Genomic DNA, 23,289 nt, shown 5'->3' with positions numbered 1-23,289 from the left:
TCCGAGCCTCCCCATAGCAGAAGCAATGGTATTTCTCAGACACGCTCTGAGAGATGTTAGATAGCAGAACCACCAAGACGCGAAACCTCCAGAAGACGCAAATATTTTCTCTCCGATGAGAGGCTTTATGGAACCAGTATGAGGCGTTTTCAGTGCAATCCTTGGTGCCTCTATGCCTTCGTGGTGAATGATTAGACACGCTCTTGCGTTGAGGAAGGGATATGACGACGGTCCTGGTCCGTAGGCTGTGGCAATATGGGGCGGTGCTCTTCCTCACCGTCTCGCTGAACTTCCTGCTGCCCCGGCTCATGCCCGGAGATCCGCTGGCGCTTCTGGCGGGCGAGGACGCGGCCTTGCTTCCGGCCGAGACCCGGGCCGAGATCCTGCGCAGACATGGCCTGGATCAACCCCTATGGCGACAGTACATCCGATATCTGGGTGACCTCGCGCGGGCCGATTGGGGGTACTCCTATCAGCAGAAGCGCCCCATCGTCGACATCCTGAGGGAGCGCCTGCCCTGGACCGTCCTTCTGACCGGCACCAGCCTCCTCCTGTCCACGGCCCTGGGGGTGCTCTTCGGCGTCCTCACCGCGTGGCGGCGAGGCGGAGCATCCGACATCGGCATCCTGGCCTTCTTCCTCTTCCTGCAATCCCTCCCCGCGTTCTGGGTGGGGATGATCTTCATCGCCGTCTTCGCCGTGCAACTGGGCTGGCTGCCGACCTTCGGCGCGCAGACGTCCTGGCGACAGTTGGCGGGCTGGGCTCGCGTGGCGGATATCCTCAAACATCTCGTGTTGCCCGTGGCGACCTTGACCCTGGTCTCCGTCCCGGGGACCTTCCTCATCACGCGCTATTCCATGCTGAGCGTTCTGCGAGAGGACTACATCCTGGTCGCCCGCGCGAAGGGGCTGGCGGAGCGGGCGCTGATGTTTCGCCACGCGATCCGAAACGCTCTGCTGCCAGTGGCCACCGTGTTCATGTTGAACCTGGGCTTCGTGGTCAGCGGCGCGACGGTGGTGGAGACGGTGTTCTCCTATCCGGGGCTGGGCCGGCTGCTATACGAGGCCGTCCTGAACCGGGACTATCCGGTGCTGCAGGCGGCTTTCCTGCTGATCACCGTCAGCGTCATCGCGGGCAATATCCTGGCCGATCTCGTGTATCCGGTCCTGGACCCCAGGGTGCGGCGAGGGGTGCCCGATGGGCGATAGGGTGTGGGAGGCCTGGCGGGTTTTGCGGCGCAGTCGCGTCGGCATGATAGGGATCGTCGTTCTGTTGCTGATCGGCCTGATGGCGATCTTCGCCGATGACCTCAGCCCATACGACCCCGCGGAGCGCGTGGGGCGACCGTTTCAGCCGCCCAGCGCCCGGCACCTCCTGGGGACCAACGATGTGGGGCAGGATATTCTCAGTGAGATCGTGCACGGCGCCCGGATCTCCCTGGCTGTGGGGGTCCTGGCCGCCCTGCTGGCCGTCTTGATCGGCACGTTGGCGGGCGTGGTGGCCGGGTACTACGGCCGGATGGTGGACGCCGTCATCATGCGCGTTGTGGACCTGGTGCTGGTCATCCCCTTCCTGCCGCTGATGATCCTGCTAGCCGCTTTTCTGGGGCCCAGTTTCCGCAACTTGATCATCGTGATGGCGGTGCTGACCTGGGCCCGGCCGGCCCGTGTGATCCGCTCACAGACCCTGGGCCTGCGGGGGCGGGATTACATCGAGGCCGCCCGCGCCATCGGAGCGCGGGACCGACGCATCCTCGTTCGGCATGTGCTGCCCGGGGTGCTGCCGTTGAGCCTGGCCCAGCTCGTGTTGGCCGCCAGCACTGCCATCCTGGTGGAGGCGTCGCTCAGCTTCCTGGGGTTGGGCGATCCAACCGCCAAGAGCTGGGGGACGATCCTGTACTACGCTCAGGTCCGTGGCGCCTTTCTGAGCGGCGCCTGGGTGTGGTGGGTGATCCCCTCGGGGCTCCTGATCACCCTGACGGTCCTCGGCTTCGCGTTCACCGGGTTCGCTTTAGAGGAATTCCTGGATCCCAGGCTGCGGCGCTGACGTGAGGCGGGAGGGTAGCCGCCGGCAGTGCCCGCGGCCACCCTATGCTCGACGGGATAGGAGCAGCGTGCCGTCGGATGTGAGGACAGCCTGTTACAGCAGGTATTCGAGCGTGAAGCTGCCCTCGTGCCGATAGGCCTCGCCCAATGCGGCGCCGGAGTGGCCCGCGATCCCGTGGGCGATCGCTAGGGCCCTCTCCATCTCCCGGTGTAGTGCCCGCCCCAATGCCAGATCGTCGTTCTTCACATCTTCATAGTCCGGGACGACGGCCCGCAATGCGCCTTCTGACAGGTGGCCTTTGAGCACCCGGGCGGTGAAGGCGAGCTGGTATCCCAGTTCATCCAGCGCCTGCATCTTCAGGTGGTACACGTCGGAGATGTCCACCACGCAGTTCGGATGTTCCGGCGTCATGTAGTAGATGTTGTGTACCTGGTGGGGGGGAAGCCCACCGCACGCATCCACCGCGAAATCCCTCCCTGCCAGGCTCAACGCCTCCAGATACAGGATCATCGCCTCGCGCCGGTCCGGGTCCAGATCGGTGAAGGAGTGCTCCGGGTCCTGGGTGATGACGATGTCCGGCCGGGTCTCGCGGATCACTCGAACCAGGGCCTGTTTGGAGGCGAGGTCTGGGCGGACCTCGCCGTAGGAGAAGTTCAGGAAGCGGGTTTGCACTCCCAGGATCTGGGCGGCGCGCTGGATCTGGGGTTGGGCCTCAGGGCGAGAGAGCAGTATGGCCGCATGGACATCCCATCCGGCCCGGGCGTGTTTCGCCAAGGTGCCGCCGCACTCCACGATCTCCAGGCCGAAGGTGGCCAGCATGAGCAAACGTTTCGGGGACATGGGATCCTCTCCTGCTGGGATGGTTCTTCCGTCACAGGCGTTCACTATACCGGATGGCCTCTGGATCGTCAAAACGACGCCCTCATTTTACAAATATTTGCAAGTGCGTATAATTGCGGTAGTGGGTTGGGCTGGATAGCTCGGCTGTCGTACCGCACTTCGGTGCGATGTTACCCCGGATGAGTAGGGAGGGATGATGAGCTGCTATCAGAGGGATGCGGAGGCCTTGCGGGAGGCCGGGTATCGGCTGACGCCGCAACGCCTGCTGGTGTTGGAGGCGCTGTACCATCATCCCGGCCACGCGACCGTGGATGAGATCTGGGCGCGGGTGCGGGAGCAGCACCCTTACGTCGATCTCTCCACCGTCTACCGGTCGCTGCAGTTCCTAAAGGAGCATGGCTTGGTGGGGGAGTTCCGACCGGCTCACGGCCCGGCGCAGTACGAGGCCACGCGACGGCGCCCGCACGCGCATGCGGTCTGTCGCGAGTGTGGTGCCACGATTGAGGTCCCCGTCGCATGGCTGATGGAGTTGGCGGAGCGCCTGGCCGGCGAGTACCGGTTTCAGGCGGAGGTGGATCATTTGAGCATCCCCGGCCTCTGCGAGCGCTGTGCGGCCGAGCTGGGCTGATTCCGCCTTCGCTTGAGAGGTCTTGAGCCGGTCGGCCGGGGGAGCGCCCCTGGCGATTCATCGCCATCTCGTCATATTCGCTTCGGAGGAGTGGAGAAGATGATGTGGAACAGTGTGTTGGCGCCGGTCCTGGAGCGGGCGGCTATGCACATCCCGGACGGCTTCCTCAGCCTGCCGGTGATCGTCGTCTGCTGGATCCTGAGCGCCGTGGCCCTCGGGTTCGCCGTTCGCGAGACGAATAAGCAGTTGGGAGAGCGCCAGGTGCCGCTGATGGGGGTGCTGGCCGCTTTCATCTTCGCCGGCCAGATGATCAACTTCCAGGTCGCCGGCGGCACCTCGGGACATCTCATCGGCGCCGCGTTGGCGACCATCCTCCTCGGCCCTTGGGCGGCCATGCTGATCATGACGGCCGTGGTGACCGTGCAGGCGCTGTTCTTCCAGGATGGCGGGCTCATCGCCCTGGGAGCGAATATCCTGTTCATGGCGGTAGTGGCGCCGCTGGTCAGCTACGGGATTTATCGGTCGCTGCGGAATCTGCACCAGTGGGTGGCCGCGGCGCTCGCCGCGTGGGCGTCCGTGGTGGTGGCGGCCATTGGCGTTTCCGTCGCCCTGGCGGCCTCCGGCACCATCGCCCTGGGCGTCGTGTTGCCCGCGATGGCCACCGTCCACGTCCTGATCGGCATCGGCGAGGCGCTCATCACGGTGGGCGCGCTGGCGTTCATCTCGGCTGCCCGGCCGGATCTGATGACGTTACAACCGGCCGAGGCGGGCAGCGGTCGCTGGCCGATGATCGGGCTGGCCGTCGCGCTGGTGGTGGCCCTGCTTTCCCCGCTGGCCTCCTCCTCGCCCGATGGGCTGGAGCGCGTGGCCGAGGATTTCGGGTTCATCGATCGAGCCATGGGGCCCTTCTATCAGATCATCCCCGACTACCTGTTCCCGGGGGTCTCCAATGAGGCCCTGGCGACGATCCTGGCCGGAGTGCTGGGCACGCTGCTCATGTTCGGCGTGACCTGGCTCCTGGCCCGTCGGCTGCAGCGGCGTGAGGCCAGTTAGCGCGCGTATGCATATCAGCCATCTGGATCAGTACGTGGGCCTGGACAGCCGAATCCATCGGCTGGACGGCCGAATCAAATTCATCGGTACCCTGGCCTTTGTGCTGGCCTGTACGGTGACGCCCCCCGGTCGCTGGGGGGCGTTTTTGGCGTTATGGCTGCTCTGGGCGGGGTGCACGGCGCTGGCCCGCGTTCCCCATGGGCTGTTATTGCGTCGTGGCCTGGTGGCTCTTCCCTTCGCCCTGGCCGCTGTGACGCTGGCGTTCACCCGCCCGGGCGAGGCGCTGGTGACGCTCCCGATATGGCGCTGGCAGGTGCGCGTCACCGATCAGGGCCTCATCGCCTTCCTCTCCGTGATGGTCAAATCGTGGCTCTCGGTGTTGATGGCGCTCCTGCTCGCCGCGACCACATCCTATCCGGCCCTGATGCAGGCGTTGCGGCAACTCGGCGTCCCCCGGCTGCTGGTGGCGATCATCTCCTTCATGTACCGTTATCTATTCGTGCTGGCGGACGAGGCGCAACGGCTGATGCGCGCCCGGGAGGCCCGCAGCGCGCAGCCGGACGGTCGCCGGGTGCGCCGGCCCATCGCCTGGCGGGCGCGGGTGACCGGACACATGGTGGGCAATCTGTTCCTGCGCAGCTATGAGCGCAGCGAGCGCGTGTATCAGGCGATGCTCAGCCGGGGATACGCGGGCGATCTGCGCACATTGGACACGCGACGTCTGACTTTGTATGATGTAGTAGCGCTTCTGGTGCTCGTGTTGGCGTTGGTGGTGATCGAGGGATGGGCGTATCGATGAGGCGGGAAAAGCGATGGTGACGCGAGAGAACGGGCGCAAACCGGTGATCCGCATCGAGGATCTGGACTTCACGTACCCGGACGGGCGGCAGGCGCTGTATGGCGTTACACTTTCCATTCACGAAGGCGAGAAGGTGGCGTTGGTGGGGCCGAACGGCGCGGGGAAGTCCACGCTGATGTTGCATCTGAACGGCATCCTGCGCAGCCCTCGCGGTCGGATATGGGTGGATGGGATGGAGGTCAATGACGAGAACCTGGGACGCATTCGCGCCCGGGTGGGGCTGGTCTTTCAGAACCCGGACGACCAGCTCTTCTCCCCCACGGTGTTCGAGGACGTGGCTTTCGGCCCGCTACACATGGGATACGCGGAGGCGGAGGTGCGGGAGCGCGTGCGGCGGGCGCTGGCGTTGGTGGGCATGGAGGGGTTTGACGATCGGATCACCCATCATCTGAGCATGGGGGAGCGCAAGCGGATCGCCATCGCCACGGTGCTGTCCATGGATCCCCGCATCCTGGTGCTGGACGAGCCGTCGGCCGGGCTGGATCCGAGAGCCCGGCGGGGGCTCATCAACCTGTTGCGCTCGTTGCCCATCACCATGCTGGTCTCCACGCACGACATGCACCTGGTGCGGGACCTGTTCCCGCGCATGGTCATCCTGGACGAGGGCCGGGTGATGGCGGACGGGCCGACAGCGGAGCTGCTGGCGGATACGGCGTTGCTGGAGCGACATGGCCTGGAGGCGCCCTGAGACCTGTTCACAACGGTGTCGGTCATGGGGAAGTTGCGGGTAAGGTCAGGTTGATCCACCATGCGGTGGCGGCTCCCATGCTGTCACGAGCCGGGCGTGGGAGCCTGGCCCGTTATGCTCTCATAGGGTTCCTCTGATCGTTTCTGTAACTCTGTGCAGTTACCGCCCTGAGGGGTTTTGCTTCGCTCACGTGCATGTGGTAGGATGCCGCGTAGGGTTGGGCCTTCGGGCCGAAGGAGCGAATCGGTGCGTCGATCCTATCGTGTCCTGTGGCGGATAAGCCTGCTCGTCATCGCCGGGCTGTGTGCGTCTTTGATCGCGCCTGTCCCGACGAGCGCGGCCATGGCGCCGTTTACGGAGACGCCGGTGGGAGGTGGAGCCTCCCTGGCGAGCGCGGGCGCGCCGCGCTCGCGTGCGGAGGCGAGTGAGGTGATGGGACGCTCCGGCTCGTTCCCCGTGGATGATCTCCTGTCGCTGTCCCGGGGACCGAAGCTTCAGGAGGCGTTGGGGGCGGCCGCGCGTCGCAAGATCATCACGTACACCCTTCAGCCCGGCGACACGCTGTGGAGCGTCGCGCATAAGTTCGGCCTGGATGTGGACACGTTGCGCTGGTGCAACCCGGAGATCGAGCGCAATCCGGATCGTATCTGGGCGGGGCAGGAGATCTTGATCCCGCCGCGTCGAGGGGCGCTATACACGGTTCGGCCCGGCGATACGCTGGAGTCCATCGCCAAGGCGTGGGGGGTGGCGCCGGTGGATATCACGGCCGAGCCGTTGAACCGCCTGAGCGAGCCCTACGAGCTCGTCCCCGGCCAGCGATTGTTCATCCCCAACGGACGGAAGGATCTCACCCGTTGGCTGCGCAAACCGAGCCCGGCGCCGGGCTATGCGTTCGCCTGGCCGCTGGTGGGGCGCCTGACGCAGGGATACTCCGCCCGGCATCGGGCGATCGACATCGGATCGATCTACGGCGCGCCGGTGTATGCCGCGCTCGGCGGGGTGGTCACCCATGCCGCCTGGGCCAGGACTGGCTATGGATACACTGTCATCATTCATCACGGCGATGGCCTGGTGACCCTCTACAGCCATTTGAAGGGCGCCTGGGTACATGAAGGGGATCGGGTGAAGCGCGGGCAGCTCATCGGCGAGGTGGGCAGCACCGGTCGCAGCACGGGGCCGCATGTCCACTTTGAGATCCGGGTGAACGGAAAGCGGGTGAACCCGCTGGATTATCTCCCGCCCGAGCCATAGACCCGCTAAGAGTGTGTCTGAAAAATGAGGAAGGCAGGTACAGGCCGGGAAAGTGGGATTTCCGTGGAGGGGAGGTTCCCTCCACACCTCCCCCTGTGGAGCTGGTCGTTGAGGGAGACCCCCTCAGAACATCGTGCCGGTAAATTTTCAGACACGCTCTAAAGCTCCCCGTTGTATTTCCAACGAAAAGGATGCACTGCCGTTCTCCGCATCTGGTTCCCACCTGATTCCTTTCTATGTTAGAATTGAGTGGGCCGTTTGTTGCCCGCGTTCGGACGTGGAGGCTTAACCGAGCGTATCTTGTTCTCACAGGAGGAGGCCATGGAACTGAAGACCGTACGCATCGAGAAGCCGGACGACATGAACTTCATCCTGGGACAAAGCCACTTCATCAAGACCGTGGAGGACATCTACGAGGCCATCGTGGGCACGGTCCCCGGCGCCCAGTTTGGCCTGGCGTTTTGTGAGTCATCCGGCCCCGCGCTGGTGCGCGCCGCGGGCACCGATGAGGAACTGGTGGAGCTGGCCAAGAAGAACGCCCTGGCCCTCTCCGCCGGGCATAGCTTCATCATCTTCATGCGTAACTTCTATCCCATCAACGTTCTGAACGCCATCAAGATGGTGCCCGAGGTGTGTCGTATCTTCTGCGCCACCGCCAATCCCGTCGAGGTGATCATCGCCGAGACCGAGCAGGGACGCGGCATCCTCGGGGTGATCGATGGGATCAAGACCAAGGGAGTCGAGACGGAAGAGGACGTGACCTGGCGCAAGAATCTCCTTCGTCAGATCGGTTATAAGATGTGAGACGCCCAGCGATTGAGCCTGGAGATCCACGCGGAGAGAGGACATGGATATCTTCGAATGCATACGACAACGCCGTTCCATTCGCGCATACCAGGACCGGCCGGTGCCGGAGGATGCGTTGCAGCGCATCCTGGAGGCCGTCAACGCGGCGCCCTCCGCCGGAAACTTGCAGGCCTATCAGGTCTTCGTGGTGCGTGACGCCGCGCTGCGACGGGCGCTATCGGAGGCCAGCTACAACCAGGCGTATGTGGCGCAGGCTCCTGTGGTGTTGGTCTTCTGCACCGACGCTGCTCGCTCTGCCCGTAAGTATGGACAGCGCGGGGAACGACTGTACTGCGTGCAGGACGCGACCATCGCCTGCGCTTACGCGCAGTTGGCCGCCGTCGCTCTGGGGCTGGGCACCGTGTGGGTGGGCGCTTTCCATGACGACTCGGTGATCCGGGTCCTGGGTCTGCCGGACGGGCTGCATCCCGTCGCCATCTTGCCGGTAGGGTACCCTGCCGAATCCCCTGCGCCCACTCCTCGTCGCCCGTTGAGCGATCTGGTGCGGGAGTTGTGATCGAGCGTCTGGGGCTGCCTCAGGGCGTGCCTCGGCTATCGCTCCACAAGGGGAGGTGTAGGGCGGAAGAAAGGTTTCGTCGGAAGTGAAGCCCCTCCGGGCCTCCCCACGGCGGGAGCGGCGGTTTTTTTCCCCCGGACGTTGGGCATGGTGGAATGAGCGAGGGCCTCGGGGCCTATAGGAGGAGATCATGGGCACCTATGTGATGTTGAGCAACCTCACCGATGAGGGGGCCAAGACCATCAAGCGGAATCCGGAGCGCATCCTGGAGGTCAACAAGGAGTTGGAGGCGCTGGGGGTCAGGGTGATCGCCCAGTACGCCACGTTGGGCCCGTATGACTTCGTGAACATCGTCGAGGCGCCCGACAACGAGACCGTCGCCCGGGTATCCGCCGAGATGGCCTCCCGGGGGAGCATCAAGTTGATGACCATGACGGCGATTCCCATCGAGGATTTCATCGAGCGCCTGAAGCAGTAAGCTCGATCGGGGTGCCATCATGGCGGGAGTCATTCGCCGGCTTGGGCGGGGCTTATTGCGCCTGCTCGGCCGGCGAACCGTCGCGAGGAGAGGTCCCATGATGCCCGCGGCGCGAGCGCATGTATACATCTCCGGTCATGTGCAAGGGGTGTTCTTCCGGGCCGAGACGCAGCGTATGGCCCGGAAGCTGGGATTGACCGGATGGGTGCGAAACCTGTGGGACGGCCGGGTGGAGGCCGTGTTCGAGGGAGATCCACAGGATATCGAGCACATGATCCGGTGGTGCTGGCGTGGCCCGGAGGAGGCCGCGGTGGAGAACGTGGAAGTGCGATACGAGCGGCCCAGCGGCAAGTACAAGGACTTTTACATCACGACGAGCAGCTATTGAGGATATGGGGATGCCCTCTCGTTTGGCGGATTGGGTGGAGCCGGGCGGGCACGTCACCTCGGGCTTGATCCTGGAGTATGATGGCCGTTACGTGTTCGGCATCGAGCCGCGCTTCCAGTGGAATCGGACGGGCGAGCGCTGGACGCTGCACTATATCGGCATCGGCGGCCACCAGGACCCGGGCGAGACCTGGATGGAGACGGTGATCCGGGAGGCGCAGGAGGAGGCGAGGTGTCGCATCGAGCTGATGGACGCGGGACAGACCTGCGAGTGCCTGTCGGATGGCCGTCTGCGCCCGCTCGATCTCGTCTGGGAGGAGCCGGTGCGGCCCTGGCTCCTTTGGCGAGATCGCTTCCGCCTGCCCGATCGGCGCGGGCCTGGCGAGGTGGAGATCCCCTTCCTGGGGCTCGTCTTCCGGGCCAGGGCCGTCTCCACGCCGGCGCCGGGCGCGGAGATCCCGGCGTTGATCGGACTGTCCGCGGATCAGGTGGCGGACACCTGGGTCCGACCGGTCGGATTGGACCGCCTGCTGGCGGAGGGTGCCCGGTTGTGGGAGGCGTCTCCCATCCCTCGTGACGTCGTGCTGCGGCCTCTGGGCACGGCTCGCTTCTTCGCCGCGTGGCTCGCCCGGCAGGGAGAGGATGGACAAGACGATCGGGGCCGTCTCCCTTGAGAGGGGGATGGGCCGTCTGAATGCAGGGGTGATGAGGGACGATGGGGAAACAGGATCAAGGGGTTGAGAAGAGCCGGCGCCGTTACCAGGTGGTCCCCCGCACGCTTTGCTTCATCACGCATGGGGATGATGTGCTCCTGTTGCGGGGCGGGCCGAACAAGCGCCTCTGGCCGAACCGGTACAATGGCGTGGGGGGGCATATCGAGCGCGGCGAGGATGTGCTCTCCGCGGCGCTCCGGGAGATCGAGGAGGAGACGGGGGTGGCGGTGGAGGATGTCCGGCTGCGCGCCGTGGTCCACGTGGATGCGGGCGATCCGCAGCTCGGCATCCTGTTCTTCGTGTTCACTGCTCGGGCGCTGGGCCGGGCGGTCCGCCCGTCGGAGGAGGGGACGCTGGAGTGGGTGCCGCGGGATCGCGTGTTGGAGTATGACTTGGTCGAGGATCTGACGGATCTGCTGCCTCGGGTCCTGTCGATGGGGCCGGGTGCTCCGCCGTTGTTCGGCCGTTACCACTATGATGAGAACGACCGGCTGGTGATCGAATGGGCGGGCGAAGGGTAGTGGGGGTCTGCAGCGAAGGGGCCGATCTATGAAGGCGCCGGGAGCTCCCGGCGCTTTTGTATTGGCTCGCCGGCCGTTGCGGACTCCCCCGGAAGTCCTATTGTGATCCGGATCCCTTTACGCGACAATGCGGGCGAAGGCACGGCATGGGGGGACAAAATGGCTGTTCAGGATCAGGTTCTACAACTGACCGGTAGGCTCGAATCCGCGGAGAAACGCCAGATGGGCATTCCGTGGTGGGCCATTGTCCTCGCGATTGCCGTGGCTATCCTTTCGGTGACGCTGTGGGCCACACCGGTCTTGGCTGACTCAGGTGGGGTGCCAGTTTCTGATGAAATACCGGTCTGGGTCATCATCGCCATGGTCGTGGGTAGCCTGGTGGGTGTGCGAGGTTTAACGACCTCCTACAGACGGTAACTGGAGCAGTGGGCTGCGGCTGCAGGGTGTCTCTCCGATGGCTACAAGCCATCGCCCGACTTTTTTATATGGCGTCAGACTGAGCGGCCCAGCACCCCGGCGATGGAAAACCTCATGAGCAGATGCGCCCCATGCGGCGCCCGATCTAGCTCGTCGGTCAGGTCGCGGCCGGCGGCATGGATCGCCAAGGTCGTTTGAGTCGCTATCTCCGGCGATCCCAGTGGCCCGGCTTTTTCAGGGTCAGTGATGGGAATCGGGATGGTAGGAACGCCCCCGCGTATTGCCCGACGCAAGTCATTCCCCTGCTCGTCAACCGACAGAAAAACGGCCCTCATCCCCCAGACCCCCTTCCCCGAACTCGGGAGAAGGGGGCTCATCGTTGGGCGGTGGGTACGTTTGGCCACATCGTGTGCTGGGGGAAACCGAGAAGGCGTATACAAACACGACGTTTCTGCAGGTGCCACGTATGTCAGTATGGACGTTGGGCTTTGAAAAGGCTCTGAACGCCGGTGGTGTGTCCCTTTTGTTGAAAATGCGGGGGAGCTTTAAGAGGCGTGGCCCCTGAAATGAAACTCCCGTCACCGTGTTGACAACTCGGTCGCGTAGCATATAGAATGTATCCTGACGCTGCCACGGGGCACGCGCTACGGCGGGGGCTTCCTACCGCGTGCGTTTCGTGATGGGGGCGTAGGGGCCTGGACCGCATCATCTTATGCCTGATAAGGAGCTGTCGATGACGAAGATCGCTTTCATCGGTGCCGGGAGCCTGGGGTTCACCCGCAATCTGGTCAGGGACATCCTGACCTTCCCGCTCCTGGAGGACGCCACGTTGACCCTGATGGACATCGACGCCGAGCGCCTGGATTTCGCCTACAAGTCGGTCCGGCGCATTGTGGAGATGGGGAATTACCCGGCCAAGGTCGAGGCCACGATGGATCGGATCGAGGCCCTGCGGGATGCCGATGTGGTCCTGGTCACCATCCTGGTGGGCGGGACGGACGTCTGGCGTTACGACATCGAGATCCCCGAGAAGTACGGCGTGGACATCAATATCGGCGACACTCGCGGTCCCTCAGGCATCTTCCGGGCGTTGCGGACCATCCCGGTCATGTTGGATATCGCCCGGGACATGGAGCGCTACTGTCCGGATGCTTACATGCTCAATTACACCAACCCCATGGCCATGCTCTGCCGGGCATTGCAGCGGGAGACCCATATTCGCCTCACCGGCCTGTGTCACAGCGTGCAGGGAACGGCCATGATGCTGGCCCGTTGGATCGGCGCACCCATAGAGGAGATCACCTATACCTGCGCCGGGATCAACCATATGGCCTGGTACCTGAAGTTCGAATGGAACGGGGAGGATGCGTATCCGCTGATCCGCAAGGCCATCACCGAGAACCCGGAGATTTACAACGAGGAGATCGTGCGCAACGAGATGTTCCTCCATCTCGATTACTACGTGACCGAGTCCAGCGGCCACAACTCCGAGTACAACTGGTGGTTCCGCAAGCGGCCTGACCTGATCGAGAAGTACTGCACGCACGGCACGGGGTGGAACCCCGGCGAGCACGCCTATATCCTCAAGCGCTACCGGGAGCGCGAGGACACCTGGCGTGAGGAGGCGAAGAGGTGGTTCGCCTCGGACACGCCCATCTCGCTAGAGCGTGGGCACGAGTACGCGGCCTACATCATCAACGCCCTTCAGGGGGGAGAGCCCTTCCAGTTCAACGGTAACGTGCCCAACACGGGGCTCATCACGAACCTGCCCGAGAACGCCTGTGTGGAGGTGCCCGTCTGGGCCAGCCGCAAGGGGTTCGAGGCCGTGCATGTCGGACCGCTTCCGCCGCAATGCGCCGCCCTGACCGATCTGAGCGCTCAGATCGAGGAGATGGCGGTGGAGGCGGCCCTCACCGGCGATCCCCGACTGGTCTACCATGCCATCGTCTACGATCCGCTGACCGCCGCCGTGCTCTCGCTGGCGGAGATTAAGCAGATGGTGAACGAGATGTTTCAGCAGAACCGGGAGTACCTGCCCCAGTTCAAGCATTTTGAGGTGTAGGCGCTGGCATCATCGGCCGAGCGCGTCAGGACTTTGGGCAGGCCGGCCGTGGCGGGCCTCATCGCCCACTGCGGCCGGCGCTTTCTCCCCCACGACCACCCGCATGCAGCGCCAGGGGCCGAATTCCTCCCGGTGGATCACGCGCAGCCCCGCGGCTTGCATCAACAGCACCTCGTCGCGCATGTGATCGCCGAACCGCTCCCACAGGCGCGCCAGGAAGACGGCCATCCGGTTGTGGTCATCGGGGATTCCCGCGTCTACCAGGACGAGCCGGCCGGATGGCCGGAGCACCCTCGCCATCTCGGCCATGGCTCCGGTCCTGTCCGGGATGGCGCTGAAGGCGAAGGTGATGAGGATCCCGTCGAAGGAGGCGCTCGCGAAGGGGAGATGGGTCGCGTCGCCCTGGGTCAGAAGGGCTCGTATCCCCGCCCGGGCTGACCCGCGCCGCGCCCGGCGGATCATCTCCCATGACAGATCCAACCCGAATACCCGATCGTCTCGGGCCAGGCGCGAGAGGAGCAATCCCGGCCCATGGCCGATCTCCAGTATGCGCCCGGACGCGGGCAGCCAGGGCAGGCCCCGGGCGGAGTACCCCAGCCAGAACCGGGCGCCCAGCTCGTATATACCCGCGATGCGGTCGTAAAAGCTCTGATAGTCGAAGCGTTTCGTCATATCTTCCCTGCTTTCGCCGGGCAAAGGCCGGCCCTGGCGGCGTTGGGAGGTCGCCAGGAGGATCAGGATATACGAAAGGGGGCACGCTTATGCGAACCGTGCGTCTTGGATACGTCGGCTGTGGGTTCATGGCGCAGAAGGTGCATCTCCCCAATTTTAGCACGATTCCCGGTTGTGAGATCATCGCGTTGGCGGAGATACGTCAGGACCTAGGACGGGAGGTACAGCGGCGGTTCGGGATCCCGCGATTATATCGGAGCCACGAGGAGCTATTGGCCGACCCGGATGTGGACGCCATCGCCGTGTCGGCGGGGTTCATGGTGCAGGGACGCATCGCTCGCGATGCGCTGCTGGCGGGGAAGGACGTGTTCATGGAGAAACCCATGGCCGTCTCCTTGGCGCAGACCGATGCCATCCTGGAGGCCGAGCGTCGATCCGGCCGACGGCTGATGGTGGGGTACATGAAGCGCTATGACGCCGGGAATGAGCTGGTCAAGGCCACCGTCGATCGGTTTCGCGAGACCGGTGAGCTGGGGGCGATCACCTTCGTCCGCAACCATGGGTTCTGCGGCGATTGGATCTGTGGGCTTGATACGCCCATGGCGACCAGCGATGAGCCCATGCCCGAGGTGCCAGCCCAGGGGCCGGATTGGCTGCCCCCCGAGTACCTGGAGCAATATCTGGGCTATCTCCAGCAGTACACGCACAACGTGAACCTGTTGCGTTGGTTCCTGGACGTCGGGGATGAGGTGACCGTTCGGGTGGTGGATCTGGATGCCGATGGCTATACGGGGATCGTCGTGTTGGATCTGGCCGGCATCCGGGCGGTGATCGAATCGGGACTGATCTCGCATTACCGCTGGGATGAACATACGCAGATCTACTTCCGTCACGGATGGGTGAAGACGTGGGCGCCGCCGCTGTTGCTGAGGCAGGTCCCGGCGGAGGTGGAGGTCTATCGGGCTGGGGAGGAGCAGACATTCACCCGGCCGATCCCCAAGCCCATCTGGTCGTGGAGCTACAAGCGGGAGGCGGAACACTTCATTCACTGCCTGCAGACCGGCGAGCCGTTCCGGTCGTCGGCGGCCGACACGCGCACGGACGTCCGCCTGTTCGAGGAGATCTTTCGCGCGCATCTGGTCCAGCGCGGCGTGTTATAGTACTACGAGTCTCCCACTTCTGACCTGCCCGGCCTCGGCCGGCGTGCTCTTTCCGGTTGTATCATGCGCGCAACCTTGCGCCGGGCGTGATACATGCCCGGCGTCGTGTTGGAGGGGATCATGGATGTCGCTGCGTTACGAGCGGGCCTTCCGGCTGTGCAGCGGTGTGTTTACCTGAACTGTGGCACATACGGCCCGTTGCCCACCGTCGTCGCCGATGAGTTGGTGCGCTGGTATCGGCGCATCGAGGCCGAGGGGACGTTCGTCTTCCAGGTGACGGAGGATTTTTTCAGGCAGTTCGATGCCGCCCGGCGCGCCGCCGCCTCCCTTATCCATGCCGATGAGGAGGAGGTGGCGCTGACGCGGAACGTCTCCGAGGGGGTGGATATCGTTGCCAATGGATTGACGTGGCATCCGGGCGACGAGGTCATCATCACTGACGAGGAACATTCCGGCGGCGCTGCCCCCTGGTTCAACCTGGCGCGCCGGCAGGGGATCGTGGTGAAGCTGCTGCGGTTGGCGCACGATGTAGACCTCATCCTGGATCGGTTGGATCGGCTCATCACCCCCCGCACCCGGCTGATCCACATCAGCCATGTCTCCTGCATCACTGGCCTGCGCCTGCCCGTGGCCGAGATATGCGATCTGAGCCACCGCAAGGGTGTTCTGGTGATGGTGGATGGCGCCCACGCTGTGGGGCAGTTCCCGGTGGATGTGCGGTCCCTGGCCTGCGACTTCTACGCAGCGTGTGGACATAAATGGCTTTGTGGCCCGTTGGGCACGGGCTTCCTCTACATCCGGCGCGATCTATTGCCTCAGGTGGAGCCCACCTTCGTGGGGTGGGGCATGACGGAGCGTTACGACCTCGAGAAGATGATGTATGAGCCCTATCCTGATGCCCGACGGTTCGAGTTCAGCACCCGGCCGTGGCCGCTGTATCCGGCGCTGAGGACCGCGATCGAGCGTATCCAGGCGTTGGATCCCGCCGAGATCGAGCGCGTCATTGCTCCGATGGCCTGCTCCGTGAAGGAGGCGCTGGCCGAGATCCCGGGTGTGACCGTGACCTCCCCCATGGATCCGGCGCTCAGCTCCGGGTTGGTCGCGTTCACGCATACGATCCCGGATGAGCCGGGGAAGCGATTGTGGCAGGAGCATCGCATCCTGGTGGGATCGAACGATGAGCGACGATGGATGCGGCTGTCCATCAACGCCTATACGCTGCCTGAGGAGCTCGATCGTCTGCTGGAGGTGTTGCGCCAGTTCGCCATGGAGGGGACGCGGCATGGCGTATGAGCGTCCCCTGCCGAGAGACGTCCGCTCCCCCGGAAAGCGGCGGGAGGCCGGCGGAGACCCGACCGTCCCTCGGGAGACGCAGCAGGGGCCGCGTGATGGGAAGGAGGAGGCGGATGGCGCGCGTGATCCCGTGGTGGCCCGGTTCGATGCAACCCGGGTGGGGATCATCTCCCTGGCCCATTTCATCCATGATTGCTTTCCCGCCTTCCTCGCCCCGCTGCTCCCGTTGTTGACCGCCAAGCTGGGATTCTCCCTGGCGGCGGCGGGCGCTCTGGTCCCGTTCCTCCGCTCTTCCGCCTTCATTCAGCCGGCCATCGGCTACCTGGCCGATCGCACCGACGCGCGCCTGTTCGTGATCCTGGCTCCCACTGTAACCGCCGTCTGCATGAGCCTATTGGGCATCGTTCCTACCTACTGGCTGCTGCCGCCCCTGCTGATCCTGGCGGGGCTCAGCATCAGCGCGTTCCACGCCCCCGCCATGAGGATGATCACGCAGTCCAGCGGGCGACGCTGGGGTACCGGCATGTCCTTTTTCATGACAGGCGGGGAGATGGGGAGGTCGCTGGGGCCGCTTTATGCCGTGACCATGGTGGGCTGGCTGGGGCTGGACCGCCTGTGGCTGGCGACTATCCCGGCGATCATCACATCGTTGTTGTTGATCCGTTTCACGCCTCGCTCTCACGTGGGCGCCCATCGCATCTCGTTCAAGGAGTTGCGACATAGCCTGTCCCGGCAGCGGCGGGCCATCCTGGCCCTGTTGGCCTTTACCTCACTCCGCTCCATGGCGACCAGCGTGTTCATCTTATTCCTGCCGACTTACCTGGTGCAACAGGGCTCGTACACGCTGTTGTTCGCGGGCACCGCCGTCTCCACCTTCGAGCTGGCGGGGGCGTTGGGAGCGCTCTCCGGCGGCACCCTCTCGGATCGTTGGGGACGCAGGACGGTCCTGATGGCCTCGGCCGCGCTCACACCGCCGTTGCTTTATGCCTTCCTCTCCAGCGCTGGCTGGGCTGCGTTGGCGTGGCTCCTGATAGCCGGCGCCGTCGCGCTGTGCACCGGCCCGGTGGGCCTGACCATGATTCAGGAGCTGTTGCCTGACAGCCGCAGTACGGCCACCAGCCTGATGATGAGCGTGGGCCTCATCGCTACCGGGGCGTTCAGCATCCTGTTCGGCGCCGCGGCCGACCTGTGGGGGATCGGCTCCGTGTTTCGGGTGATCATCTTTCTGCCCTGGGTCGCGTTGCTGTTCGCCCTTGGCCTGCCGGAGACCCATGACGTGGCGCGGTCCCATCAAGCGAGCGCCTGAGGGCCTCTGCCCGCAGGTCATGGGATGTGAGAGCCTTTCCCGCCTCTCACCGACCGAAAGTGGGTGGCTCCCATGAGAGCCACCCACTTTCGTCTGCCCCAGGACGGTTTGCGTCTGGCCAGATCTCTCGGTCTGGCTTCTGGCTATGCCCGAGTAGCCCCTGGAATGAGAGCGTCCGCCCTATGTCCCGTGGTGGGTCTTCCTCTGCTCGCGCAGATTGTCCACGACCAGGTAGGCGGTGAAGAGGAAGGCCAGGGCGATGGAAAGCATGATGGGGGGATTCAGCACGATCCAGGGCTCCGTGAAGACGCCCCACTTCCCCAGGTATTCCACGGCGATCCAGACGATCACCACGGTCGGGATGGCGTACCGGATCGCGGTCCCCCAGGTGGGCTTGTGGTACAACTGGTAGAGCGTGTACAGCCCCCCGCCTACGGAGAGGACGAACAGCAGGTAGGATGCCCAGGAGCGCGTCCCGATGTCGTAGGCGAGCAGCATGGCCACGTAGCAGAACCACAGGACGACACACATCTCGAAGGCCACGTGGGGGCCGTAGTTGTAGATCCGGCCGGAGGCGGTGGGCCCACGCATCAGCTTGAGCTTTCGGCGCAGCCACAGGATCGGGCTGCAACGCACGTTCTCCAGGAACAGGAGGTAGAGGATCACCGGGATCAGGAGCCCCCACGAGTACTCCATCAGCATGTACTCGCCTTCCGCCTGTGGGTAGTCGGGTACGCCAAAGCGCCGGGCCGCGAAGACGAAGCTATACTCGACGGCTCCCGTCCAGACGAGTACGCCGCCCAGCGCTCCCAGCAGGGATTGCCAGCCTTCCCGTTGCGCCCATCGGGTGGAGAGGACGAGGAGGATGCCCACCAGGGCGATAGCGGCCGCGCTCGGGGCCATGTAGGGCTCCCAGTAGCGCTCGATCACGATCATCAAGGCGTGCCCCAGCGGCATGATGAGAAGGATAAGGATGAAAGAAGCGATCCCTTTCATGGTTCCCTCCTTGTGGATCGTCTGTCCAAAGGTCGGGCTTCACGTCTGGGATGTCCGACCCTGGAGGAGCCGGGCAGCGTCGTGTCCCCTGCCCGGCTCTTGGTGTGCGGTCAGAGCGCATCCCCAGGGCCTGGGATCAGCATGGAGGATGCGCCGATCTGGACGTCGGCCTCCTCCCCCGTCATGGGCCGTCGCGTTTGCCGGGAGGGCGGTGGACATGTCGGGGCACGCCTCTGGACGCGCTACACCCGGACCTCTTCGCCCGTCTCGGCCGACCGGTAGATCCCCGTCAGGATCCGGGTCAGGATCACCCCCTCCTCCGGGGTGACCACAGGTGGCTCGGGGTCGTCCAGGTGGTTGACGAAGTCCTCGATCTGTCGGGCTTGTTGATTGGCCGGGAACCGTGGCAGCTCCGGCGTGATGTCGATCGGGCGGTCCCCCCAGTCTTTGTAAACGCGCAGCGCCTGCTCTCGGCCGAACATCTCTGGGTAGATCTCGGCGCCACCCTCCCTGCCGATCAATTGCACCCGCTGCTCGCTGCGGCCGTGGAACGCCCAGGCCGCCTCCAGCTGTAATATAGCACCGTTGTCAAATTTCACGATGGCTGTCGCCAGGTCGTCCACGTCGAAGCGGGCGTGCCCGGGCAGGATGTCCGCCCCCCATCGGCCCAGCTTTTTGCGCTGGGGGCCGAAGACGGAGAAGATTCGCCCGCTTACGGAGACCGGCTCGGGATATCCCATGAAGTACAGGGTCAGGTCCAGGATGTGCACGCCGATGTCGTACAGCGAGCCGCCGCCGGCCAGGTCCTTGTTGGTGAAGTGGCTTCCGTATCCGGGGATGCCGGATCGGCGCATCATCGACGCCCGGGCGTAGTAGATCTCGCCCAGCTCGCCCGCCTGGCACATCGGCTTCAGGACGATAGCCTCCGGGCGGTAGCGATGATGGAGCCCCAGCGTCAGCTTTCGCCCGTTCCTGCGGGCGGCCTCGGCCATCGCCTGGGCCTCCTCCACGGTGAGCGCCATGGGCTTTTCGCACAGGACGTGGCATCCCTTCTCCAGCGCGGCGATGGTCTGAGGAGCGTGGAAGCGATTCGGTGTGCCGATGCTCACCAGGTCCAGTTCCACCTGCTCCAACATCTCCTCGAAATCGGCGAAGACGTGAGGGATATCGAACTCCCTTGCGACCTCTCTCGCCCGCTCCACGTTGATGTCGCAGATGGCCTCAATGGAGACGTTGGGCAGTCGCTTGTAGGCGGGGATGTGCCCTCGCGCCGTGACAAAGCCTGCGCCGACGATGCCGACACGCACTTTTCTGTCCGTCATGGTTCCCTCGCTGTGTGGTTACGTGTTGCGTGTTACGTGTTGCGTGTTGCGTGTTGCGTATTGCGTGTTGCGTGTTACGTGTTCCAGCCTGTCAGGGCTTCTTTCCAGCCGAACGTCTGGGCCTCGATGACCTCGGCTGCATCGGCGGGGAGGAGGGTTTGGGCAAGGACCTCCTTCGCCGCTTGCTGCCAGGCCTCGAAGGCTGCCAACAGGGCCTCGATCTCCTTCGCCGCTCGCGTCGCCTCGCGTGTGGGCTCCCCGCGGGCGATCCGTCCCGCCGACGGGATCAGTCGCCCCAGCACGCCCTCGGCGCGGGCCTGCAGCTCCGCCAGGTCTGCAGCCAGTTGGAGATGAGCGATATGTCGTCGTCCGGCGGGGGTGGCCTGCCCTGCCGCCGCGTCCAGGCGCTCCCTCGCCATGGCCAGCCCGTTCCCGGTGGGATCGGCCCGCCCGCGATCCAGATGGCGGATCGCCTCAGCGACCCCGATCGCCCCCACGAATCGGCGGTCGAACGCGATGTCGAACAGCGCGCGCGGCGTCGTACTCCCGTTCCAGTAGGACTCGGCCGAGGCCAGGTAGGTATACCAGGCCATCTCAAACGGCTCACAGGGCACGGTGAGGGTCGAGTAACGGGACCACGCCGTGCTGATGACGCCCTCGATCCCCTTTTCGACTGCTGCCTTCCCCCACAGGGCCACGTTGCGATAGCGGCGGTCGAAGTTGGGACAGAAGGCCGAGAAGCCGTCGGCCCCCTTCGCGGCCGAGGCGCCGATCACGGGCCTCCCCTGCTCCTTGAAGAAGTTGGCGTAGGGGAGCGCGTCTCCCATCAGCGGCCAGTTGCCGCGGTCCCAATACCGCCGGGCGAATTCTCGGCCGGCCTCGGGCAGATCCTCCAGCGGACGCGCTCCGGCCGGGATCACCGTCGGGTCGATCTCCCGCCATCGTCGGGAGACCCAGCGACGGCTCATGTTCTCCTCGTCTCCCCACAGGAAGTAGGGGACCTGAGGCTCCGTGATGTGATAGAACCAGTCGCACATCACCGTGTCCGCGGGGAATCGATCGACCCGGTCGGGCTGCGGGGTGCGCCACACCATGTCGTCCCAGATGATGGGGACCTTGCCGCGAGAGCGTATGTGCTCGATCGCCGGGACGACGTAGTCCATGTAGAGGCCCAGCTTCCCCTGGCGAGCGGCCTCCTCCCGGCAGCGGGGGCATTGTCCCAGCACCCACGTCTCGTCCGCCCCCAGGTGGAAGTATCGGCTGTACGGATGGGCGGCGATGACCTCGTCGGCCATCTCTCGGAATAGCTCGGCCGCGCCGGGCTCCAGGGGGCAGTATTGGGACAGTTCCCCGTCCTCGCGCAGGTGTGCGTAGCGCTCGTGACGGAGCACATATTCGACGTGCCCCAGGCATTGCACCAGCGGGATCACCTCGATGCAATGCTCTCGGGCTAGCTCCACCAGCTCGGCCACCTCGCCCGGGGTGAGGGCGCCGGGGCCTACGATGTCCGGATGGCCGGTGTAGGGGAATTTATCCTCGTACTCGATGAGCAGCGCGTTGATCTTATAGTGCGCCAGCGTGACGATCACCTCTCGCCAGTAGTCGAACGGGGCCATGGCCCCTTTGAGATCCAGATGGATGCCGCGCACGGCCAGATCCGGCCAGTCAGTGATGCGCACGGCGGGAAGGGCAAGCGACTCGTCCGCCGCGTCCGCGAGGAGCTGGCGGAGCGTCTGCAGCCCGTAGTACAGCCCGGCCGGCCGCCGCGCGGCGATCAGCAAGGTCGTCGGGGTGATCTGCAGGACGTATCCCTCCGGCGCTTGTGGAAGATCGAGTTGGAGCGTGGATGCGTCGCCCTCTGCCGTGGCGGCCAGCCACAGGCCTGGTTCCATGGCGGCGGCCGGCCGGACGGCCAGCGCCCGCCCGAGCCGGGCGCTCAGCTCCTCGCACAGCGCTGTGGCCCAGGCCAGCGGGCGTTTGTCCCCGCTCTCGGAGACGACGAGCGCCTCGATGCCGTCCCAGGCGAATCGCCCCGGCAACCACTCCACCGATTTCGGCTGTGGAATCCATGCGATCTCACGATCTGTTGTCACGGTTGGCCTTCCCCTCAAGCTACGCTATAATCATATGGAATCTTCGGTTTCCGCCCTCGAATTCCAGTCATGAACAAGGAGCGCTGTCGTGTCCCAGATTCGCAAAGCTGTCATCCCGGCTGCGGGGATGGGGACCCGTCTGTATCCCGCCACCCGGGCTGTCAAAAAGGAGCTGTTCCCGGTCGTCGGCCCTGATGGCGTCGCCAAGCCGGTCATCCAGCGCATCGTCGAGGAGGCGTTGAGCACAGGCGTGGAGGAGGTGTGCCTGGTGGTCCGGCCCGGCGATGAGGAGGTCTTTCGCTTTTATTTCAGCGAGCCGCTTTCGGAGGAGTTGAACGGCCGTCTGAGCAGGTTGCCCCAGGCGATCGAGCAGACGGAGCATCTTCTGCAGATCGCCGAGCGGTTGCGGTTCGTGGTTCAGCCCACGCAGGAGGGGTTCGGCCATGCCGTCCACTGCGCCCGCTCCTTTGTGGGGGACGAGCCGTTCCTGCTTCTCCTGGGCGATCATCTCTATCGCAGCGCCACCCCCCGCACCTGCGCCCAGCAGATCATCGATGCCTTTGAGCATACCGGGCACTCCGTTCTGGCCACACAGCGCGTCCCGGAGAACGCGATCTACGCGATCGGCGTCATGGCGGGCGAGCAGGACGATCAGGTCGCCCGGCTCTATCGGCTGTACAACATCGCCGAGAAGCCGGCCGCCGACTACGCCTGGGAGCACCTGCGCACTCGCGGCCTGCCCGATGGGTGGTATCTGGGCATCTACGGCCAGTACGCGCTGACCGCGTCCATCTTCGATCACCTGCAGTACCTCATCGACCACGACCTGCGCGAGCGCGGGGAGATCCAGTTCACCTCGGCGCTCCAGCTCATGCTGAAAGACGAGCCCCTTTGGGCCTACGAGGTCGATGGCCGCTCCTTCGACATCGGCCGCCCGGCCGAATACGCGCACACCGTGGCCGCGTTCGCCGGACTGATCTGATCGACGTGAGCGGGCCTCTCGTCCGGGGACATCGCGGGAAGCGGGCCGTTTGCCCCGCTTCAGAGGATGGGGCTCACGTCGCGCCGATCCCATTGGAGAGCGGGCCAGGCGCGATCGCCTGACCCGCCTGTTCCGTGCGTCCTCGGGCGAGTTGCTCCC

The 23,289-nt window shown here is 64.8% G+C and carries 24 protein-coding genes; 19 read left to right on the top strand and 5 right to left on the bottom strand.

Going from position 1 to position 23,289, the window contains the following annotated elements:
* Positions 1-221: 221 nt before the first annotated feature.
* Together GXP39_17400 and GXP39_17395 are read left to right on the top strand one after the other, a co-directional pair.
* Positions 222-1,208, top strand: coding sequence for an ABC transporter permease (locus GXP39_17400; GenBank protein NOZ29806.1), 987 nt, complete (start codon positions 222-224; stop codon positions 1,206-1,208).
* Positions 1,198-2,046: an ABC transporter permease gene (locus tag GXP39_17395; GenBank protein ID NOZ29805.1), complete on the top strand. Its 849-nt coding sequence runs from the start codon at positions 1,198-1,200 to the stop codon at positions 2,044-2,046. Before GXP39_17400 ends, GXP39_17395 begins: the two co-directional genes overlap by 11 nt.
* Before the next feature lie 93 nt (positions 2,047-2,139).
* Here GXP39_17395 and GXP39_17390 read toward each other — a convergent pair whose 3' ends face one another.
* A complete protein-coding gene (locus tag GXP39_17390; GenBank protein NOZ29804.1) occupies positions 2,140-2,886 on the bottom strand; it encodes a GlcNAc-PI de-N-acetylase in 747 nt (248 codons plus the stop codon).
* A gap of 193 nt (positions 2,887-3,079) precedes the next feature.
* On the opposite strand from GXP39_17390, the gene GXP39_17385 reads away from it, so the two are divergent.
* From GXP39_17385 to melA, 13 genes are all read left to right on the top strand, one after another.
* Positions 3,080-3,514 carry a transcriptional repressor gene (locus GXP39_17385; GenBank protein ID NOZ29803.1) on the top strand — a complete coding sequence of 145 codons (435 nt, stop codon included), beginning with the start codon at positions 3,080-3,082 and terminating at the stop codon, positions 3,512-3,514.
* A gap of 99 nt (positions 3,515-3,613) precedes the next feature.
* On the top strand, positions 3,614-4,567 hold the full coding sequence (locus tag GXP39_17380) for a cobalamin biosynthesis protein CbiM (protein NOZ29802.1): 954 nt from the start codon (positions 3,614-3,616) through the stop codon (positions 4,565-4,567).
* A 7-nt stretch (positions 4,568-4,574) separates the two neighbouring features.
* Positions 4,575-5,366 (top strand): cobalt ECF transporter T component CbiQ, encoded by a 792-nt coding sequence (gene cbiQ / locus GXP39_17375; protein NOZ29801.1) that lies wholly within the window; start codon positions 4,575-4,577, stop codon positions 5,364-5,366.
* Between the two features lie 13 nt (positions 5,367-5,379).
* Positions 5,380-6,114 (top strand): ABC transporter ATP-binding protein, encoded by a 735-nt coding sequence (locus tag GXP39_17370; protein NOZ29800.1) that lies wholly within the window; start codon positions 5,380-5,382, stop codon positions 6,112-6,114.
* A 246-nt stretch (positions 6,115-6,360) separates the two neighbouring features.
* On the top strand, positions 6,361-7,365 hold the full coding sequence (locus GXP39_17365; protein NOZ29799.1) for a peptidoglycan DD-metalloendopeptidase family protein: 1,005 nt from the start codon (positions 6,361-6,363) through the stop codon (positions 7,363-7,365).
* 321 nt (positions 7,366-7,686) lie between these two features.
* A complete protein-coding gene (locus GXP39_17360; GenBank protein ID NOZ29798.1) occupies positions 7,687-8,169 on the top strand; it encodes a hypothetical protein in 483 nt (160 codons plus the stop codon).
* Between the two features lie 43 nt (positions 8,170-8,212).
* On the top strand, positions 8,213-8,728 hold the full coding sequence (locus tag GXP39_17355) for a nitroreductase (protein NOZ29797.1): 516 nt from the start codon (positions 8,213-8,215) through the stop codon (positions 8,726-8,728).
* Positions 8,729-8,918: 190 nt separating this feature from the next.
* Entirely contained in the window at positions 8,919-9,206 is a 288-nt protein-coding gene (locus tag GXP39_17350; GenBank protein NOZ29796.1) for a GYD domain-containing protein, read from the top strand.
* 100 nt (positions 9,207-9,306) lie between these two features.
* Positions 9,307-9,594: an acylphosphatase gene (locus GXP39_17345; protein ID NOZ29795.1), complete on the top strand. Its 288-nt coding sequence runs from the start codon at positions 9,307-9,309 to the stop codon at positions 9,592-9,594.
* Positions 9,595-9,604: 10 nt separating this feature from the next.
* On the top strand, positions 9,605-10,267 hold the full coding sequence (locus GXP39_17340; protein NOZ29794.1) for an NUDIX domain-containing protein: 663 nt from the start codon (positions 9,605-9,607) through the stop codon (positions 10,265-10,267).
* A 41-nt stretch (positions 10,268-10,308) separates the two neighbouring features.
* Positions 10,309-10,827: an NUDIX domain-containing protein gene (locus GXP39_17335; GenBank protein ID NOZ29793.1), complete on the top strand. Its 519-nt coding sequence runs from the start codon at positions 10,309-10,311 to the stop codon at positions 10,825-10,827.
* Positions 10,828-10,929: 102 nt separating this feature from the next.
* Entirely contained in the window at positions 10,930-11,244 is a 315-nt protein-coding gene (locus GXP39_17330) for a hypothetical protein (GenBank protein ID NOZ29792.1), read from the top strand.
* Positions 11,245-11,977: 733 nt separating this feature from the next.
* Complete coding sequence (gene melA, locus GXP39_17325) at positions 11,978-13,306, top strand: alpha-galactosidase (GenBank protein ID NOZ29791.1); 1,329 nt, start codon at positions 11,978-11,980, stop codon at positions 13,304-13,306.
* Positions 13,307-13,315: 9 nt separating this feature from the next.
* Here melA and GXP39_17320 read toward each other — a convergent pair whose 3' ends face one another.
* Positions 13,316-13,978, bottom strand: coding sequence for a methyltransferase domain-containing protein (locus GXP39_17320; protein NOZ29790.1), 663 nt, complete (start codon positions 13,976-13,978; stop codon positions 13,316-13,318).
* A gap of 89 nt (positions 13,979-14,067) precedes the next feature.
* Here GXP39_17320 and GXP39_17315 point away from each other — a divergent pair, with 89 nt between their 5' ends.
* The 3 genes from GXP39_17315 to GXP39_17305 all read left to right on the top strand — a co-directional run bounded on the left by GXP39_17315 (position 14,068) and on the right by GXP39_17305 (position 17,737).
* The gene (locus tag GXP39_17315; GenBank protein ID NOZ29789.1) at positions 14,068-15,138 is read left to right on the top strand and encodes a Gfo/Idh/MocA family oxidoreductase; all 1,071 of its coding nucleotides are present in this window, start codon (positions 14,068-14,070) and stop codon (positions 15,136-15,138) included.
* A gap of 120 nt (positions 15,139-15,258) precedes the next feature.
* Positions 15,259-16,431, top strand: a complete 1,173-nt coding sequence (locus tag GXP39_17310) for an aminotransferase class V-fold PLP-dependent enzyme (GenBank protein NOZ29788.1) — start codon at positions 15,259-15,261, stop codon at positions 16,429-16,431.
* A complete protein-coding gene (locus tag GXP39_17305) occupies positions 16,421-17,737 on the top strand; it encodes an MFS transporter (GenBank protein NOZ29787.1) in 1,317 nt (438 codons plus the stop codon). The genes GXP39_17310 and GXP39_17305 overlap by 11 nt, the downstream gene beginning before the upstream one ends.
* A gap of 180 nt (positions 17,738-17,917) precedes the next feature.
* Here GXP39_17305 and GXP39_17300 read toward each other — a convergent pair whose 3' ends face one another.
* The 3 genes from GXP39_17300 to GXP39_17290 form a co-directional block, all read right to left on the bottom strand.
* On the bottom strand, positions 17,918-18,733 hold the full coding sequence (locus tag GXP39_17300) for a hypothetical protein (GenBank protein NOZ29786.1): 816 nt from the start codon (positions 18,731-18,733) through the stop codon (positions 17,918-17,920).
* 242 nt (positions 18,734-18,975) lie between these two features.
* Complete coding sequence (locus tag GXP39_17295) at positions 18,976-20,055, bottom strand: Gfo/Idh/MocA family oxidoreductase (protein NOZ29785.1); 1,080 nt, start codon at positions 20,053-20,055, stop codon at positions 18,976-18,978.
* A 74-nt stretch (positions 20,056-20,129) separates the two neighbouring features.
* Positions 20,130-22,148 carry a family 20 glycosylhydrolase gene (locus tag GXP39_17290; GenBank protein NOZ29784.1) on the bottom strand — a complete coding sequence of 673 codons (2,019 nt, stop codon included), beginning with the start codon at positions 22,146-22,148 and terminating at the stop codon, positions 20,130-20,132.
* Between the two features lie 88 nt (positions 22,149-22,236).
* On the opposite strand from GXP39_17290, the gene GXP39_17285 reads away from it, so the two are divergent.
* Positions 22,237-23,130: an NTP transferase domain-containing protein gene (locus GXP39_17285; protein NOZ29783.1), complete on the top strand. Its 894-nt coding sequence runs from the start codon at positions 22,237-22,239 to the stop codon at positions 23,128-23,130.
* The last annotated feature ends 159 nt before the right edge of the window (positions 23,131-23,289 follow it).

Source organism: Chloroflexota bacterium (genome assembly GCA_013152435.1).
Taxonomy (GTDB): domain Bacteria; phylum Chloroflexota; class Anaerolineae; order DUEN01; family DUEN01; genus DUEN01.
This window is presented reverse-complemented; position numbering and strand designations above follow the sequence as displayed.